At 51.8% G+C, this 18,522-nt stretch carries 10 protein-coding genes and 5 pseudogenes; 5 read left to right on the top strand and 10 right to left on the bottom strand.

What is annotated here, in order from left to right:
- Positions 1-8 precede the first annotated feature (8 nt).
- Together pfkB and fruA are read left to right on the top strand one after the other, a co-directional pair.
- Positions 9-962, top strand: a complete 954-nt coding sequence (gene pfkB / locus ABDK09_02200) for a 1-phosphofructokinase (protein ID XAW88212.1) — start codon at positions 9-11, stop codon at positions 960-962.
- Between the two features lie 18 nt (positions 963-980).
- Positions 981-2,728 (top strand): annotated as a pseudogene (fruA, locus tag ABDK09_02195) (PTS fructose transporter subunit IIBC).
- Between the two features lie 309 nt (positions 2,729-3,037).
- Here fruA and ABDK09_02190 read toward each other — a convergent pair.
- The 4 genes from ABDK09_02190 to nrdD form a co-directional block, all read right to left on the bottom strand.
- A complete protein-coding gene (locus ABDK09_02190) occupies positions 3,038-3,661 on the bottom strand; it encodes an ATP-dependent zinc protease (GenBank protein XAW88211.1) in 624 nt (207 codons plus the stop codon).
- A 53-nt stretch (positions 3,662-3,714) separates the two neighbouring features.
- A complete protein-coding gene (locus ABDK09_02185; GenBank protein XAW88210.1) occupies positions 3,715-4,896 on the bottom strand; it encodes an amino acid aminotransferase in 1,182 nt (393 codons plus the stop codon).
- Positions 4,897-5,109: 213 nt separating this feature from the next.
- On the bottom strand, positions 5,110-5,577 hold the full coding sequence (gene nrdG / locus ABDK09_02180) for an anaerobic ribonucleoside-triphosphate reductase-activating protein (protein XAW88209.1): 468 nt from the start codon (positions 5,575-5,577) through the stop codon (positions 5,110-5,112).
- 16 nt (positions 5,578-5,593) lie between these two features.
- Positions 5,594-7,714: an anaerobic ribonucleoside-triphosphate reductase gene (gene nrdD, locus ABDK09_02175; GenBank protein XAW88208.1), complete on the bottom strand. Its 2,121-nt coding sequence runs from the start codon at positions 7,712-7,714 to the stop codon at positions 5,594-5,596.
- A 282-nt stretch (positions 7,715-7,996) separates the two neighbouring features.
- On the opposite strand from nrdD, the gene ABDK09_02170 reads away from it, so the two are divergent.
- Positions 7,997-8,899: an endonuclease/exonuclease/phosphatase family protein gene (locus ABDK09_02170; GenBank protein ID XAW88207.1), complete on the top strand. Its 903-nt coding sequence runs from the start codon at positions 7,997-7,999 to the stop codon at positions 8,897-8,899.
- A 158-nt stretch (positions 8,900-9,057) separates the two neighbouring features.
- On the opposite strand, the gene ABDK09_02165 is transcribed toward ABDK09_02170, so the two are convergent.
- The 5 genes and pseudogenes from ABDK09_02165 to ABDK09_02145 form a co-directional block, all read right to left on the bottom strand.
- Entirely contained in the window at positions 9,058-12,264 is a 3,207-nt protein-coding gene (locus ABDK09_02165) for an efflux RND transporter permease subunit (GenBank protein XAW88206.1), read from the bottom strand.
- 1 nt (position 12,265) lies between these two features.
- Positions 12,266-13,286: pseudogene (locus tag ABDK09_02160) on the bottom strand (efflux RND transporter periplasmic adaptor subunit).
- A 174-nt stretch (positions 13,287-13,460) separates the two neighbouring features.
- Entirely contained in the window at positions 13,461-13,937 is a 477-nt protein-coding gene (locus ABDK09_02155) for a YeeE/YedE family protein (GenBank protein ID XAW88205.1), read from the bottom strand.
- Positions 13,938-13,958: 21 nt separating this feature from the next.
- Positions 13,959-14,432, bottom strand: a complete 474-nt coding sequence (locus tag ABDK09_02150) for a YeeE/YedE family protein (GenBank protein XAW88204.1) — start codon at positions 14,430-14,432, stop codon at positions 13,959-13,961.
- 26 nt (positions 14,433-14,458) lie between these two features.
- Positions 14,459-14,765 (bottom strand): annotated as a pseudogene (locus ABDK09_02145) (metalloregulator ArsR/SmtB family transcription factor).
- 183 nt (positions 14,766-14,948) lie between these two features.
- Here ABDK09_02145 and ABDK09_02140 point away from each other — a divergent pair.
- Positions 14,949-15,134 (top strand): DUF2892 domain-containing protein, encoded by a 186-nt coding sequence (locus tag ABDK09_02140; protein XAW88203.1) that lies wholly within the window; start codon positions 14,949-14,951, stop codon positions 15,132-15,134.
- 47 nt (positions 15,135-15,181) lie between these two features.
- Positions 15,182-16,886: pseudogene (locus tag ABDK09_02135) on the top strand (FAD-dependent oxidoreductase).
- 96 nt (positions 16,887-16,982) lie between these two features.
- On the opposite strand, the pseudogene ABDK09_02130 reads toward ABDK09_02135, so the two are convergent.
- A pseudogene (locus tag ABDK09_02130) lies at positions 16,983-18,480 on the bottom strand (sodium:solute symporter family protein).
- Positions 18,481-18,522 lie beyond the last annotated feature (42 nt).

Raw genomic sequence — 18,522 nt, 5'->3', positions numbered from 1 at the left:
AGCGCAATATGACCAATAAAGTTGTCACCATTACGCTTAACCCGGCACTCGATCTGACCGGCAGCCTGAGCACGCTGAATGTTGGCTCAGTCAGCCTGGTAAAAGAAGGCAACCTGCATGCTGCTGGTAAAGGCGTCAACGTGGCGAAAGTACTGAGTGACTTAGGTGCCGACGTAACTGTTACCGGCTTTCTGGGCCGTGATAATCAGGAAATGTTCTGCCAGTTGTTTGCTGAAATGGGCGCGACAGACAAGTTTGTCCGCATCGACGGCGCAACCCGCATCAACGTTAAACTGGTTGAGGCCAACGGCGAAGTCAGCGATGTGAACTTCCCTGGCATTCAGGTTTCGCCGGCAGACATCGCCGAGTTTGAAGCCACACTGCTGGCACTGGCTGAAGATCATGAATTTTTCGTGCTGGCCGGCAGCCTGCCAACGGGCGTGTCACCAGAACTGTGTGCTTCCTGGATCGAAAAACTGCACAGCCTGGGTAAAAAAGTGCTGTTCGACAGCAGCCGTGACGCACTGGCCGCAGGTCTGAACGCGCAGCCTTGGCTGATCAAACCCAATGATGAAGAACTGTCTCAGTTTGTCGGACGCGAATTAACCTCACCGGCACAATGCCGCGAGGCCGCCGAACAACTGGCTGACAAAGGCATCGAGAACATCGTTGTATCCATGGGTGCTGAAGGCACCATGTGGCTGAATAACGGTGAGTGGCTTCACGCACAGCCGCCACGTATGAGTGTCGTCAGCACAGTGGGTGCCGGTGATACGCTGGTGGCCGGACTTTGCTGGGGCCACATGCAAGAGATGGACAAACAACCACTGATTACGTTTGCTACTGCCCTTTCAGCCCTTGCGGTCACGCAGGTTGGTGTCGGCGTACCAGACATTGAGCAATTAAACACCCTACAACAACAAATCCAATTACAACCGGTTAGCGCAGAAACTAACCAATAAGGACAGAAGGTCGCATCTATGAATATTGCCATTATTACTGCATGCCCTAGCGGCGTTGCAAATAGCATTATCGCTGCTGGTCTACTTGAACAAGCGGCGAAATCACTAAACTGGACTGCCAGTGTTGAGTGCCACTCATCCGTTTCTGGCGGGTAAAAACCTGACTGATGCTGAAATCAGCGCAGCCGAGGTGGTGATTGTTGCCACAAACACTCCGGTTGATACCACACGTTTCGTGGGTAAAAAAGTTTACCAAAGCGATATCTCCGCCCTTACCGCTGATCCGGTTGCTTACCTGAAAGCGGCAACCGAACAAGCGACCGAACTGTCAGCCGCTGCTGCAACCACTTTTACTGCGCCTGTAGCCGCAGCCACAGACGGCGTGAAGAAAGTCGTTGCTGTGACTGCGTGTCCGACTGGTGTTGCACACACCTTTATGGCAGCTGAAGCACTGGAAGAAGAAGGCAAACGTCGCGGTTACCAGATCAAAGTGGAAACCCGTGGCTCAGTTGGTGCAGGTAACGCTCTGACTGAACAAGACATCGCCGATGCGGATCTGGTTATCATTGCAGCTGACATTGAAGTACCGCTTGAGCGTTTCAACGGTAAAAAAATGTACCGTACCAAAACCGGCCCTGCTCTGAAGAAAACATCAGAAGAGATGGATAAAGCGATCGCTCAGGGTTCAGTGTACCAACATTCAGGTGCTGCGCAGAAATCTGGTGCAGAAACGGAAGAGAAGAAAGGCGTCTACAAACACCTGATGACCGGTGTATCTCACATGCTGCCAGTCGTGGTAGCCGGTGGTCTGATCATCGCGCTGTCGTTTGTATTCGGTATTGAGGCATTTAAAGAAGAAGGCACTCTGGCGGCGGCTCTGATGTCTATCGGTGGCGGCTCTGCATTCGCTCTGATGATTCCGGTGCTGGCCGGCTACATCGCTTTCTCGATTGCTGACCGTCCGGGTCTGGCCCCTGGTCTTATCGGTGGTATGCTGGCAAGCTCTATCGGCTCAGGCTTCCTGGGTGGTATCGCAGCGGGTTTCATTGCCGGTTACTCAGCAAAATTCATTGCCGATAAAGTCGCCCTGCCTGCTTCAATGGCAGCACTAAAACCGATTCTGATCATTCCATTCGTTGCCAGCTTAATCACTGGTCTGGTGATGATTTACATCGTGGGTGGCCCGGTTGCCGGCATCATGTCAGCAATGACTGAATTCCTGAACAACATGGGTTCTGCTAACGCGGTTTCTGCTGGGTGTTATCCTCGGCGCTATGATGTGTTTCGACCTGGGTGGTCCGATTAACAAAGCTGCATACACCTTCGGTGTGGGTCTGCTGGCATCACAAACTTATGCGCCAATGGCCGCTATCATGGCAGCAGGTATGGTACCGGCTCTGGGTATGGGTCTGGCAACATTCCTGGCAAAAGACAAGTTTGAACAAGGCGAGCGTGAAGCAGGTAAAGCATCATTCGTACTAGGCCTGTGCTTCATCTCTGAAGGTGCGATTCCATTCGCAGCTAAAGACCCGATGCGTGTTATCCCGTCTTGTATGATTGGTGGTGCGCTGACTGGTGCCCTGTCGATGCTGTTCGGTGCAAAACTGATGGCGCCACACGGCGGTCTGTTTGTACTGCTGATTCCTAACGCTATCACTCCGGTACTGATGTACCTGGTAGCTATCGCGGTCGGTACTGTCGTGACAGGTGTAAGCTACGCATTCCTGAAATCACGTGCACAGAGCAAACAAGCTGTGACCGCATAAGTTAGGAAAGCAATCAGTTACGAAAGTAATAAGTTGCGAAAGCAAATTGGAGCTAACTACCGATCTTGGCTCCCCTCGTAAAGTCCCCCGTGACTATTGCCAGTGAGTGTATTCTCACTGGCTTTTTTTATTTGTGTCACTTCTGCTTCCGGCTGTTGAATCGCAGCCAAAGAAAAAGCCAGCATCAGCTGGCTTATCTGTTAATTGTTACCTAGAAGAAGATCGCACCTGGAGGAAGATCGTACCTGGGAGGTGCGAACTCACCTGGAAAAGCATTATCTCAGGAAGACGCTTAATCCCGGAAAAATATCAGTCCTTTTTGTGCTTTTCCTGCACGTATTTACGACCAACATCGACCACAGCAACATCTTTGAAGAAACTGCGTCCCAGCAGCAGCGGGTAACTCAGGTGAGTACGGTCTGCCAGAGTAAACTCGGTCTGCTCTTTTACGTCACCGATTTGAATCCAGGACACAATGACCGGACGGCGGTGAGTCTTTTCTGAGGTAGCCTGACGAATATGAACCCAACGCTCGACAGGAACACTCAACTCTTCACTCTTGATACCATCGTGCTCGATACGAAACTTAACCCAGTCTTTGCCGTCGCGTTCAAACGGTTCAATATCAACCGCACTAATCGACGAGGTGGTCGCGCCGGTATCAACCCGGGCACGGAAGTTCTCTTTCACACCCGGGACATAAACCCACTCCTGAGAGCCAAGAATCAGTTTACCATCCGATGTTTTGGTGGCTTTAAGCACAACTGTGTCTTGTTTTGCGGTGTTGCTATCCTTTGCACTGTCATTCGCTTCCTGCGAGTTTGTAGGTTGTTCAACTTTAGTCGCGGCTTCCTTATCTGCCGGAGACGAGGCACAAGCCACGATACCGCCACTAAGCATTAAAGGAATCAGGATTTTCCATTGTTGTTTCATGCATTCACCTAATCAACTTGCTGGATCTCTGTTTAAAAACGTGTGCTCTAACTTTATGAGACTTTAACGATCGCATCTGCCACGTAAGGAATATCTTTCTCTGTCAGACCGGCGATATTGATACGACCATCGCCAACTCCATAAATTCCATACTCTTCACGTAAACGTGCCATTTGCTCCGGAGCAAAGCCTAACACAGTAAACATCCCTTTGTGACTTTTGATGAACTCAAATTGTGCCGTATTGTGTTGATTTCTCAACTCATTGCATAAGGTTTGACGAAGGTTTAACAAACGCTGTTGCATCTCGGACAGTTCTTGTTTCCACAAAGCGGTCAACGTTTGGTCCTGCAGTACAGTCTTCACCAGAGCTGCGCCGTGGTCTGGTGGCATGGTGTAAGTAGAACGGGCCAGAGTCAGTAACTTACCTTTTGCATTCGCCGCTTCACGGGCATTTTTGCCCATCACAATCGCCACACCGGTGCGCTCACGGTACAGGCCAAAGTTCTTCGAACATGATGCCGTAACGAGCATCTCTTCTACCTGACCGGCCATATAGCGCAGGCCCTGAGCATCTTGTTCCAGTCCGTCACCAAAGCCCTGATAAGCAATATCGACAAAAGGCGTGAAGCCATTTTTCAGTGCCAGTTCGGTGATCGCCTGCCAGGCTGCGAAATCGATATCAGCCCCGGTCGGGTTATGACAGCAGCCATGCAATAAGACCACATCTTTTGGCCCTGCCTGGGATAAATCGGCCAGCATCCGCCCGGTATCGACCATTTTGCTGTCGCGACTGAAGTAAGAGTAGAATTTTACCTTCAGACCCGCCGCTTCCATGACCGGCTTGTGGTTAACATAGCTCGGGTTCGTCAACCAAATCGTACTACCCGGTTGGGCAACCTGAATCAGATCGCCCAGCATACGCAGCGCGCCGCTGGCGCCAGGCGTCTGAATCGCGATAGTGCGCTCAGATTGTGCTGCCTCCCCCATCACCAGATTCAGCATGCCACGGTTGAACTCTTCACATCCGGCAAGGCCGACATAAGACTTGCTGGTCTGAGTTGCAACCACAATATCCTGCGCCTGTTTAACGGCCTGCATAATTGGTGTGACGCCTGCACTGTTTTTGTAGACGCCGATACCCAGATCGACTTTTTCCGGACGAGGATCGTTACGATAAGCAGCGGAGAGAGAAAGAATGGGATCTAAAACTGGTGTTGGTAATTGGGATAACATGAAAGCCACAACCCTTTGAAATTCATATGTGGCTTTCAGTAAACACCAATCAGTCGGAAACAGAAAGGGATTTTTGCTGTGCTGGCCGCCTGGCGCCGGGTTTTACAGCAGTCATGACAACATTCTCTGCTGCCAGGCACTGTTAGCTGTCGGCTAATCGGCTCATAGACCCTGTTTAGCCTGTCGCATACTTTGAACCTGCCAAATAACGGCTTAGAGTGCGAAGCGATGAATTATCTGATTGCTGCTGCCACGCCACTCCAGCCCCGGATCAGCCAGTGCTTGTTCAAACTTACCGTCGATCAGCACATCCACCAGCCTGACGATGTCACTCTGAGCGTCCGTCAGTTCACTCAGTTGATAGCCACTCCATAGCCAGATGTCTTTATCCGGGCACTCGGCACGCACCCGTTTTACCAGTTTGAGCACCCCGCTCAGATTCGCCGGGTGCAGCGGATCGCCACCCGATAAAGACAAGCCGCGCCGATAGATACGGCTGTCATTCAAATCAGCAATGATTTGATCTTCGAGTTGTGACGTGAACAGATGGCCAGAGTCCAGACGCCAGGTGCTCTGATTGTAACAGCCGCGACACTGATGTTCGCAGCCGGAAACAAACAGTGTGCAGCGGGTTCCCGGTCCGTTAACCACATCGACCGGGTAATAGTGGTGATAATTCATCGTTGGCTCGTGTGCATCATAAGTGCTTCACCCGGCGTTTAACCTCTTCCTGTTTACCGAAGTTAAACGGGCGCGCATCCGGACTGCCCAGATAACCGCACACACGGCGTGTGACCGACACTTTACTGGAGTCGTGATTGCCGCATTTCGGGCAGGTAAATCCTTTACTGGTACAGTCAAACTCACCGCTGAAACCACATTCGTAGCACTCATCAATCGGCGTATTAGTCCCGTAATACGGCACCCGGCTGTAACTGTAATCCCAGACATTTTCCAGCGCTTCCACATTCCGCTGCATGTTGGGAAACTCGCCGTAACAGATGAAGCCGCCGTTCGACAGGTCCGGGTACGGTAACTCAAAATCAATCTTATCGTACGGATTGACCTTCTTCTCGACATCGAGATGGAAACTGTTGGTGTAATAACCTTTATCGGTGACACCCTCAATCACGCCAAATTCCGTAGCGTCGATCCGGCAGAAACGGTTACACAAGTTTTCGCTCGGCGTACCATACAGGCTGAACGCATAACCGGTTTCCGCTTTCCAGCTGTCGACCGCTTCACGCAGCTTAGTAATGATTTTAACCGCCTGATCACGCAGTTCACTGCTGTCATAAACATGCTGCTGCGCGCCAAACAACGCGTTAATGGTTTCATGCACGCCGATGTAACCAAGCGAGATCGACGCGCGGCCGTTTTTGAAGATGTCGGCAATTGAATCATTGGCTTTCAGCCTTACACCACAAGCGCCTTCCATGTATAAGATCGGCGCCACACGGGCTTTAACGTTTTCCAATCGGCTGATCCGGGTCTCCAGAGCGCGGCGCGCCAGCTTGAGCTTTTCATCCAGCAACTGATAAAAGCGCTCGATATTGCCTTCAGCCTTGAGCGCAATGCGCGGCAGGTTAAGACTGACAACCCCGAGGTTGTTGCGCCCTTCGTGAATTAACTCGCCGTTTTCTTCATAAGTATTGAGGAAGCTGCGACAGCCCATCGGCGTTTTGAATGAGCCGGTCACCTCGACCACTTTGTCGTAGTTAAGGATGTCCGGATACATGCGTTTCGATGCACATTCCAGCGCCAGTTGTTTGATGTCGTAGTTCGGATCGCCGACGCGATGATTGAGGCCGTCTTTAATCGCGAACACCAGTTTCGGGAATACCGCGGTTTTGTGGTTCTTGCCCAAACCGGCAATCCGGTTTTTCAGAATCGAAGTCTGGATCAGACGTGATTCCCAGCTGGTGCCAAGGCCAAAGCCCAGTGTCACAAACGGCGTTTGTCCGTTGGCGGTATGCAGAGTATTCACTTCATATTCAAGCGATTGAAAGGCATCAAAACACTCTTTCTCGGTGCGCGCTTTGGCAAACGCGCGCGGATCGTGAATATCCCACTCACGTGCGACATTAAGGTGTTTGAGGTAACTGGCCGTGACATAAGGCGCCAGCACTTCATCAATGCGGTTGATGGTGGTGCCGCCGTAAATATGGCTCGCCACCTGGGCTATGATTTGTGCGGTAACTGCGGTTGCGGTTGAAATCGACTTCGGCGTATCAATCTCCGCATTCCCCATCTTAAAGCCATGGGTCAGCATACCCTGCAGATCAATCAGCATGCAGTTAAACATCGGAAAGAACGGCGCGTAGTCCAGATCGTGATAATGCAGGTCGCCCTCTTCATGTGCCTGCACCACATCGCGTGGCAGAATACGGGTCTTGGCGTAATGCTTGGCGACAATACCGGCCAGCAGATCGCGCTGAGTCGGGATCACTTTGCCATCTTTGTTGGCGTTTTCATTGAGCAAATCGGCGTTGCTCTCCTGAATCAAACCTTCAATTTCGTGCGTCAGCTTACTTTGCTTTTCACGTGCAATATCGCGGTCATGGCGGTATTCAATGTATGAACGAGCTAATGCTTTGTAAGGACCTTGCATTAGCTCGTTCTCTACCAGAGTCTGGATCTCGGCAATGTGAACTTCTTGGTACTCTTTCAGCTTAAGTTCGACGGCCAGCGCCACATTAAGCGCGTATATAGCAATTTCACTGCTGACTTCTTGTGCAGCGCTTTCTACCGCAGACTGGATACGATCACGGCTAAACGGGGCTTTGGAGCCGTCACGCTTGATTACGACAGGTTTCACTTTTTCTCCTTACCCAGCATACTCACAGAGTTATCCACAAATACACCATATTGGGTCAACCTAGCTACCAACAACACTATATATAGTGCCGTATTAAACGAGATGCCCTAAATATCCGTATTGATTTGGATCAAGCAAAAACCGTCTATGAACAGAAACGAATCGATCTGTCGTGCCGATCGCAAAGCGGAAAAAAAAACCGGTAAGAAAGCAAATTTGTGCCCCCTTGCGTGACTTTTATGTGAAACACTCAGCGTATGATTCTTTCAATAACCGACCGCTATGAGACTGAAACTTGTCACATCACGCCTGCTGGCGCTGATATTGTTGGGAGCCTCAGCCACCGCTCAGGCCGAAAATGCCGTCATCAGCAGCTGGAACCTGGAATGGCTGACGCTTAACCCGGCCGCTTCTGTCGATCGTGGTAAACGAACCGCGCAGGATCTCGACGCTTTGGCCAGCCATTTTTCACAACTCGACAGTGACGTGGTTGCCTTTCAGGAAGTCGACAGTGCGCAAGCGATGCAGCGCATCGCCGGTAATCATTACCAAATAGTCATGTCGGATCGCAGTCTGGCGCGCAATCAGAAGCGTCAGTTTTCAGATAGTAATCAATACACCGGTTTTGCAATACGCCGTGGTGTGCCGTTTGCCGATCCGGCCGATATCGACCTGATGCGACAACAACACGACAAATTGCGCTTTGGCGCCTATATCGTACTTTACCCCGACAGCGCTCAGCCGCTGCATATCCTCAATGTGCATCTCAAAGCCGGTTGCAGTGGCAAGTTTTCCGCCTCGAACCGCAGTTGCCGCACAGTACGTGAACAGGGAGAAGCTCTCAATCAATGGCTGCGTTCACGCGTCAGGCTCAAACAAAGTTATCTGATCGTCGGTGATTTCAACCACAACCTGGCCTATCAGGGTGACTGGCTTTGGCAGGAAATCGGAGCCGGGCTACCACAAGCACCACAACTGACCACCAGGCAAACGCGCGCAGAGTGCAAAGTGCGCTCACGCAACCAGACCAACAAGCTGCATCAGTTCCGCTCACTGATCGATCACGTCATCGCCAGCCCGGATCTTGCGCTGCAGCCGCCATATCAGGTCACGTTTGACCCGCAGCAGGTACTGACATACAAGCTCAGTGATCACTGTCCGGTGCGAGCGGTATTAACCCGTTAAATCGCGATGACCTGGCCCTCAACATCGAAACAGATACAGCGGCGAGCTACTGAAGTGACAAGATACTGAAGTGAAAAAAAGCCCCGCCAGAACGGCGGGGCAGACACAAGTATAAGAAGTGTACTCTGTTTTTCTGATTTATTGTGCCAACGCTTGCGTCATTCGGTCTGACCGTTAACGGCGGGTACCAAGCGCTTTCTCATCACTACATAGTATAGAACCGGAATAACCAACAAGGTTAATATTGTCGAAATAAAAATTCCGAAAATCAGACTGATAGCCAAGCCATTAAAGATGGGATCGTCGAGGATGAACATCGCGCCGATCATCGCAGCCAGCGCGGTGAGCATGATGGGCTTAGCCCTTACGGCGGCAGACTCAATGACCGCCTGACTAAATTCCATTCCCTCTTCCAGCTGCTGATTAATAAAGTCCACCAGCAGAATCGAGTTACGTACGATGATCCCCGCCAGCGCAATCATGCCGATCATCGAGGTCGCCGTAAACTGCGCTCCCAGCAGCGCGTGTCCCGGCATTACACCGATAATGGTGAGCGGAATCGGCGCCATGATCACCAGCGGCACCAGATAGGATTTAAACTGCGCTACCACCAGCAGGTAAATCAGTACCATACCGACCGCATACGCAATGCCCATGTCGCGAAACGTTTCATAGGTAATGGTCCATTCGCCGTCCCAGCGCAGCGCGATGCCTTTCAGCCCGTCCGGTTGGCCAATATAGTATTGCTGCAGGACCAGCTGCTTATCCAGCTCAGCCCCGATGGCAAACATACCATACAGCGGACTGTCGATCGCGCCCGTCATGTCACCGACCACCATCACCATGGGTACCATGTTTTTGTGCACGATATACTGCTCTGCTCCGCTCTCTCGCACCGTAACCAGTTCTGACAACGCGATCGGGGTTCCGCTCGCGCTGGTAACGCGCAGATTAAGCACCTGCTCAAGCCGGACTTTAGCCTCTTCTGCCGCCTGAATTTGAATCGGCAGCGGATATTTATTGTGTTCACTATGCAGATAGCTGACCGGCTTACCACCTACCGCTGTCGCCAGTGCATCGACAATCGAGGCATAACCGACTTGCAAACGTGCCGCTTTACTGCGATCAATCACCAGCTGCCACTTGTTGTGGTTTTCCGGCAGATACATATCCACGTCGACAATGTCAGCACTGGCGCGGAAGATTTCCCGTACTTGTAATGCAGCCTGATGACGCAGTTCCGGTGTCGGCGCATACACTTCCGCCACAATAGGCGACCAGACCGGAGGCCCGGGCGGGACTTCGACCACTTTCACTTTGCCGCCGTATTGGCCGGCAATCGCATTCAGAGTGGGCCGTATCGCACTGGCAATGGTGTGACTGTCACGTTCGCGCTGTTTACGTCCGACCAGATTGACCTGGATATCCCCCTGATGAGCCTGAGTGCGCATAAAATAGTGACGCACCAGACCATTAAAATTGATTGGTGCCGCCGTACCGGCATAGATCTGATAACCGGTGACTTCGTCGACCTGATTCAGCGCGCGTCCCATATCAAACAGAACCCGCTGGGTACGCTCCAACGCCGTTCCTTCCGGCATATCCAGCACGACCTGAAATTCCGATTTATTATCAAACGGCAGCATTTTCAATACCACAGCCTCAAACACCGGCAGCAACACTGAGCCGATGATCATCGCCAGTACGGCGAGCAATAACAATATCCGGTGACGTCCCTGGCGTTTACCGGCAACAAACGGCGTCATCACGCGGTGAAACAGACGCTGTGTCACCGACCCTTGACGGCCGGGCTCTTGGTCCGTTTTCTGCCCGGCACCGGGCTTATGATGCGCGAGCAGATGTCCGGCCAGCCAGGGAGAAACCACGAAAGCGACCACTAGCGAAATCAGCATCCCCATTGAAGCATTGATCGGAATCGGACTCATATAAGGCCCCATCAAGCCAGTGACAAAGGCCATAGGCAGCAAGGCAGCAATCACGGTCAGCGTCGCCAGAATGGTCGGTCCGCCGACTTCGTCCACCGCTGCGGGAATCAGCTCAGCCAGTTTCTGCTTGCCCATCGCCATATGACGGTGAATGTTTTCCACCACCACAATCGCGTCATCAACCAGAATGCCGATGGAAAATATCAGTGCAAACAGCGATACCCGGTTGAGGGTAAAGCCCCACGCCCAGGACGCAAACAAAGTGATCATCAGGGTGATCACCACCGCAAGGCCAACCACTATCGCTTCACGCCAGCCCATGGTCAGCAGCACCAGGATCACCACGGCCGTCGTGGCAAAGGCCAGTTTACCAATCAGGGTATTGCTTTTATCTGCCGCCGTTTTGCCATAATCACGGGTAATTTCGACACTGATACCCTGTGGAATTAGCTGGTTCTGCAACTCACTGATCCGCTGCTCAACCGCCTTGGCAACCTCCACCGCGTTCTCGCCGCTTTTCTTGGCAATCGCTAAAGTCACCGCCGGATAAATGCCCCCTTTATTACTGGTCCAGACATTGTGAGTCGGCGTATTGGCCGCCAGTTGCACTTCGGCCACATCAGCAAGGTAGACCGGCAGACCATTGTGCACGCCCACCACCAACTGTTTCACATCCTCAACATGAGTAAGAAACTGGCCAATACGCAGCGGAATCGTCTGGTTATCGTGGGTGAGCTGCAACAAAGGCGAACGGGTATTCGCACCAGGAATGCTCTGATTGAGTTGATCAATCGTGATGCCGAAACTGTTCATTTTGACCGGATCGAGACGCACATCGACGATGGTATTATGGCCGCCTACCGTGTAGATATCGCGCGTCCCCGCGATGCGTTTCAGCTCAGTTTCCAGCCCGTGTGCCACCTGAGTCAGCTGCTGCTGGTCAATGCGTCCGCTGCGATCAGACAGGGTAATATTGACGATCGGCACATCTTCGATGCCTTTAGGCTTAATAATGGGTTCACCGACGCCAACGCCGGCCGGCATCCAGTCTTTATTGGAGTAGAGTTTGTTGTAGATCCGCACTACTGCATCGTTGCGTGCTACGCCGACTTTGAAAATAGCCACGATCATCGCGCCATCAGGCTGGGAAAAGGAGTAGATTTTGTCGATACCCTGAATTTCCGACACCACCTGTTCGGCCGGCGTCGTCACCAGGCTTTCCACCTCAGCGGGCGTTGCTCCGGGAAACGGAATATAGACATCCGCGAAGGTGACATCAATTTGCGGTTCTTCTTCTTTGGGGGTGATCACCAGCGCAAACAGCCCCATTAACAGTCCCACTAACGCCAACAGCGGCGTCATGGCCGAATTTTGAAAGGCCGCAGCAATGCGACCCGAGATACCGAGCCGGTTGTCCATATCATTGCCCTTCTGTCACTGAAACCGTTTGTGCAGGTATGGCGGGATTGGCGATGCGATCACCGGGTTCGAGACCGGAGAGCACTTCAACATAATCACCATAGGTCTGGCCGAGTCGGACCGGATTGAGCACACGCGCATCGGGTACTCTATCTTCGGTTACTAAATCGTCGGGCACTAAATCTTCAGATACTAAACGGTACACCGCGCTGAGCTCGGCGCGCCTTATCACCGCCGTCTGCGGGATCATCAGCACGTTACGACTGGCATAAACAAACTCTGTTTTCACCCACATACCAGGAACCAAAGACGCGGTATTATCCGGCAGACTTAAACGTAATTTAAAATGGTGCGACTGCGGATCGGCGTAGCTGAACAGACTGTAGTCGGTTGGTGTTACCGCTTCATGAGAAGGAGCCATGACCCGGAAACTGGGATGCGGTCTGCACCTTAGTGTGATAGCGCTGCGGGATACTGGTTTCAATGCGCAGTTTCTGCAGCGAGAAGCCACTGACCAGCGGTGTTCCCGGCGCCACGGTTTCTCCCAGCTCCACATGGCGCTCGGTAACAACACCGGCATAAGGCGCCCTGATGCTGGTGTAACCCAGGGATTCCTTGGCCTGAGCCACCTGTGCCTGAGCCGATTGCACTGCAGCAGCCGAGCTTTTGGCGCGCGCTTCAGCAGAGTCCATTTGGTCACGGGAAATCGCCCCTTTTGGAAACAGCTGACGATAGCGATTGACCTGAGCCTGCGCTTCACGATTTTGCGCCAGCGCACTGGCTAATTGCGCCTGAGCGGCGTCCAGCGATGCAGATTGCTGGACCGCAGTGATTTCCAGCAACACCTGCCCCTGACTGACATGATCATTCACATCGACATAAACGCCAATCACCCGTCCTGAGGTCTGAGCCGCGACCGTGCCCTGATTAACCGGCTCTACCACACCATCAAGCTGGATAACTTGCGGCATCGCCGTCGTCTCAACTGTAACGAACTGATTAGGCGTTATTGGTTCAGACATAAGATGATTGTCAACGGCGGCCCAAACCATACCGGATTGGGCAAGCATCAACATAAGCGCCGATGTAAAGCTAGTTGTAAACCCAGGTGTAAGCGTCAACCTTATCTTCATGTCCGCCTCCCGCGACCATTCGCTTTAGAAAAGCCTGATAATGTTAGGACAAATATAGTGAGATTAACGGGTCTGCGTTTGGCTCTGGCGCGCATTTTTAGCGCAGATCAATACATTACCGGCACCGAGTCCGGCCAGCATGGCGATAAAAAATCCCCACACGGCAGCGTTACCGAGCGCCAGGCTCGCCAGTGCAGGGCCCGGGCAGACTCCCGCCAAGCCCCAGCCGAGACCAAACAGTGCGGCGCCGCCGATCAAACGGCCATCGAGCTGATTCGAACTTGCCAGACTAAACTGCGGCGCATTCACCGGCCGGCGGCGGGGCCTGATCACCAAGAAATACGCCGGCATAAACACCAGCAAGGCGCCGCCCATCACAAACAGCAGACTTGGGTCCCACGACGTCTGAGCATCAAAAAGCGCCGCCACATTAAGAAATCCGACGACCTTAGCCGGGTCAGCCATGCCGGAGATCACCATGCCGAGGCCAAACAGCAGGCCACAAACCAGAGACGTTAACCGAAACAATACGTTATTCATTTTTCTATCCTGCTCAGCCCGCTAAATCAGATGCAAACGCACAAATACGGTAAGCGCCGCAACCAGCATAAAGACCGCCGTTGCAACCAGGGAGCGACGCGACAAACGGCCGATGCCGCAAATACCATGGCCGCTGGTACAGCCATTACCCAAGCGGGTACCCAGCCCGACCAACAAACCGGCCGCGGCCAGTACTCCTGCGTTGGACGGATAGTCCCCAACCAGACTGTTCGACAGAGCCAGACTGTTCGACAAAGCCAGGCTATCCGTCTGAGTCAGGTGATGCGTCAAAATCAGAGCACCGAACACGCCCCCAACGACAACACCCGCCACAAACAGCATCCGCCAGGAAAAATCGCCCCGCTCAGGCTTGAGCAGCCCGGAGAGAATGCCGCTGATACCGGCGATCTTACCGTTCATCAATAGCAGTAAAGTGGCAGAAATACCGAGTAACATGCCTCCAAACAGAGACGGCCAGGGTATGGAAAATGTCATATAGTCCTCTTATTCCAATAAGTTGCTCACGCGCTGCAAAAAATGTGCTGCAGGCTGCCGATCAACTGTGCAACCCGGCCATCAGTCAGGGAGTAAAACACTTGTTGTGATTCTTTACGGGCTTTGATCAGCTGATGCGTTTCTCAGCACCGTTAAATGCTGTGAGAATGCCGACTGACTGAGTGATGAGTTTTTCTGAAGTTGCCCGACACCCACCTCACCTTGCGTCAGTTGACACAACACCATTAAACGCTCCGGGTGCGCCATAATGCGCAGCAGCTCAGAGACTTCCGGCGCACTGGCTTTCATCTGCTCTATATCAACCATTGCCATCACTCCCCCTCAAAGAGACACATCTTAAAACCAACTAAATAAGATAATACTAATAAACAATAATTAGTCAAAACTTATTTAGTGTAATCTAACTTAGTTTTTTCTGATTTAGATGAAATAACATTAGACTTGCCTAATTTACAGTTCTATAGTAAAACCAGTTCATCGGCGGAGGAAACGGTCATGACAGTCGACAATGGCGTTCGAGTAGTGGCAGGGGCAATGGTGTTACTCTCTGTGGTATTGACCACACTGGTGCATCCGAATTTTATCTGGTTAACCGTGTTCATCGGTGCAAACCTTATACAAAGTGCTTACACAGGCATCTGTCCGGCAGCTTACGTGCTGAAAAAGCTTGGTTTTAAATAGTACGCCCAGTGTAAACTGTCAGTTGGGCTAAAAATTGGAGTGAAATGATGACTAAAATTGTGATTATCGGCGGCGTCGCGGGCGGTGCATCGGCAGCAGCCCGTGCGCGTCGTTTGAGTGAAGAAGCACAGATCATCATGTTTGAACGGGGCGAATTTGTTTCATTCGCCAACTGTGGCTTGCCTTACCATATCGGTGGCGATATTCAGGACAGAAGCAAACTGCTGCTGCAAACCCCTGAAAGTTTCCTGGCACGCTTTAATGTCGATGTGCGGGTGATGAACGAAGTCATCGCCATCAACCGCCAGGACAAAACCGTCACAGTAAAAAATCTGCTCGACGGCAGTGAATACTCAGAGAGCTACGACTTTCTGCTGCTCAGCCCGGGCGCAGCTCCGGTGGTGCCACCGATTCCGGGCATCGAAAACCCGCTGACTCATTCACTGCGCAACATTCCGGATATGGATCGCATCATTAAAACCCTGCAAATGAACAAGCCAGAGCACGCGACCGTGGTCGGCGGCGGCTTCATTGGCCTGGAGATGATGGAAGCATTCCAGCAACTGGGCATTAAAACGACCCTGCTTGAGATGGCTGACCAGGTGATGACACCGGTCGACCGCGAGATGGCTGGTTTTGTCCATGCCGAAATCCGTGACAAAGGCATCGACCTCAAACTGGGCACCGCACTCAGTGCGGTCGAGTACGTGCCGAATGACCACATCGCCAGCATTGGTGCGGGCGAAAGCGATGAACACCAACACCTTGAAGGTGAGCTGAAACTGTCTCTCAGCAATGGTGAAACCCTGACTACAGACATTCTGATCATGGCCATCGGTGTCAAACCGGAAACACGCCTGGCGCAGCAAGCAGGGCTGGAAATCGGTCAGTTGGGCGGCATCAAAACCAATGCCATGATGCAGACCAGCGATCCGAGCATCTACGCCGTCGGCGATGCAGTCGAAGAAACAGATTTCGTGACCGGTCAGTCGACTCTGGTTCCCCTCGCTGGCCCGGCTAACCGTCAGGGCCGTATGGCCGCCGACAACATGTTGGGACGCAGCGAAAGCTATCAGGGCACACAAGGCACCGCGATTTGTAAAGTGTTCGACCTGGCGGTAGCTTCTACCGGCAAAAATGAGAAGCAGCTTAAACGTGACGGTATCACTTATGAAAAAGTGTATGTCCACACCGCGAGCCACGCCAGCTACTACCCTGGCGCAGAAACCGTGTCACTCAAGCTGCTGTTTGATCCGCAAAACGGCAAGATTTTCGGCGCTCAGGCGGTCGGTAAAGATGGCGTGGATAAACGCATTGATATTCTCGCGGTCGCTCAGCGCGCCGGGATGACAGTTGAACAACTGCAGCATCTGGAACTGACCTACGCGCCACCTTACGGCAGCGCCAAAGATGTAATCAACCAGGCCGCCTTTGTTGCCACCAACCTGATCAAAGGTGACGGCAAAGCGATTCATTTTGATGAAATCGACAACCTGACGGAAGATCAACTGCTGCTGGATGTGCGCAATCCGGGCGAAACTGAGCAACGTCGGCTACCTGCCGGGCGCGGTCAATATCCCGGTCGACCAGCTACGCCAGCGCATGCACGAACTACCCAAAGACAAAGAGATCATCATCTATTGTCAGGTCGGCCTGCGCGGCAACGTCGCTTACCGCCAACTGGTCAATAACGGCTACCAGGCGCGTAACCTGATTGGTGGTTACCGCACCTATAAGTTTGCTACTGCCTGATCCGCAGTACTCCAAATACAAAAATGCCAGCGTTCGCGCTGGCATTTTTAATTAATTTACCTACATTTAGCCATATCTAAATTGGACTAAATAACATTAAGCATTTGCAAGAGGTTTATCAGAAGCGTTATCCGTTTGCGCCTCATCCATTTCCATCATAGCTCTTTCTTGATCGAGTATTGCCAACGCTTGTTCGGCGGACACTCGGCTCTGCGGCGTCAAAAGGCTAACCACTACCCCCGCAGCCAGAGCTGACAGACATGAAGGGATCACAGGGTTACCCCAAAACGCGGTTAAATCAGAGCTCAACATGACTGAAAATGAAGCGACAGATGCACCAATCAGCGTAGCTAATGCACCTTGCCAATTATATCGGGGCCAAAAGCGTCCCAGCATGCCACACACAAACATACCGGACATAACCGTAGAGATCATTTTGGTGATGTAGCTAATGATGTCGTTTGACGTTAGAGCAAACAATAATGCCAAGCCAATCACCACGATTAATGCCAATCGAGAGTAATTCAGCATCACGGCTTTATTCGGCACGCGACCAGTAAACATCACATACACATCACGCAGCAGGATAGAAACCCCGGCAATAGCATCAGAGCTGGCGCTGGACATTGTCGCTGATAAACCGGCAATCAGAACTACCAGACCAATCCCTGCCGGAAGAAACAGCAGACGCAAGATACGGGAACGCATAGTTCGGGTTATCCAAAGCGGGGTTAATCGCATGAGCAGCCATACCAATAATCGCAGGAATGATTGAGAAAATCAGGTATAACCCACCAGAAGCGAAAAACGAACGGCGAATGGTCGACACATCCTTACCAGAGTAGATACGCTGACGGAATGACGGTGTCGCCAAAACTCCGACTCCGATAACAACGGCTAACGAAAGCGCAGGTAACCAACCCAGTTTATCAATCGCTAAAAAGCTGACACTTGCGGAATCCATCGCCGAATACAAGTTATCCAGCCCACCGATATAATTGACTGATAATACCGCCATTAAGATAAACCCAACGAACAAAATAACAGCCTGAATGGTGTCAGTCCAAACAACAGCAGTATAACCACCAATCACGACATAAATCGCAAATGCTGCTGCGATAATCAATTTGGCTGAGGTAAGGTCAATATCGGCTATCCATGCCAGGTACATCCCACCGCCCAGAATATGTGCGCCGAGCCAGCCAATTGATGCGATAAAAATAAGCATACCAACCACGTTTTTCACGATTTTATTCGCGCCGACATAGTAAGATAGCTCTTCACTCATCGTCATAAAGTTCAATCGTCTGACAGGTGCGAACCATACAGCCAACAGCAGAATACCTATCGCACCGCCAATGCCATAAAGCGCACCAGCCCAACCGTTATTGTAACCGAATCCTACAGCGCCCATGCTGGATCCGGTTCCGACCATTGTCGCGACTGTCGTACCTAATACTAAAAATAGTGGTAGTCCACGGCCACCAAGCAAAAAATCTTCACCAGATTTTTGATTACGGGAAACAAACCATCCTAACCAAATAAGAAATAATACATACACACCAAAACCGGTGAGGAATAGTGTACTATTCATTGGACACCTCTCATGTCAAATCCTTTTTTGAGAATGCTATAA

Origin of the sequence: Vibrio sp. CDRSL-10 TSBA, assembly GCA_039696685.1 — a bacterium.
Taxonomy (GTDB): Bacteria; Pseudomonadota; Gammaproteobacteria; order Enterobacterales; family Vibrionaceae; genus Vibrio.
The sequence above is the reverse complement of the archived record's forward strand: the minus strand, read 5'-3'. Positions and strand labels throughout refer to the sequence as shown.

Coding starts and splice junctions, on each gene's coding strand:
- nrdG (XAW88209.1), bottom strand. CDS start 5,577: ATGAATTATCACCACTATTACCCGGTCGATGTGGTTAACGGACCGGGA.
- ABDK09_02140 (XAW88203.1), top strand. CDS start 14,949: ATGACAGTCGACAATGGCGTTCGAGTAGTGGCAGGGGCAATGGTGTTA.
- ABDK09_02155 (XAW88205.1), bottom strand. CDS start 13,937: ATGAATAACGTATTGTTTCGGTTAACGTCTCTGGTTTGTGGCCTGCTG.
- ABDK09_02190 (XAW88211.1), bottom strand. CDS start 3,661: ATGAAACAACAATGGAAAATCCTGATTCCTTTAATGCTTAGTGGCGGT.
- pfkB (XAW88212.1), top strand. CDS start 9: ATGACCAATAAAGTTGTCACCATTACGCTTAACCCGGCACTCGATCTG.
- ABDK09_02185 (XAW88210.1), bottom strand. CDS start 4,896: ATGTTATCCCAATTACCAACACCAGTTTTAGATCCCATTCTTTCTCTC.
- ABDK09_02165 (XAW88206.1), bottom strand. CDS start 12,264: ATGGACAACCGGCTCGGTATCTCGGGTCGCATTGCTGCGGCCTTTCAA.
- ABDK09_02150 (XAW88204.1), bottom strand. CDS start 14,432: ATGACATTTTCCATACCCTGGCCGTCTCTGTTTGGAGGCATGTTACTC.
- ABDK09_02170 (XAW88207.1), top strand. CDS start 7,997: ATGAGACTGAAACTTGTCACATCACGCCTGCTGGCGCTGATATTGTTG.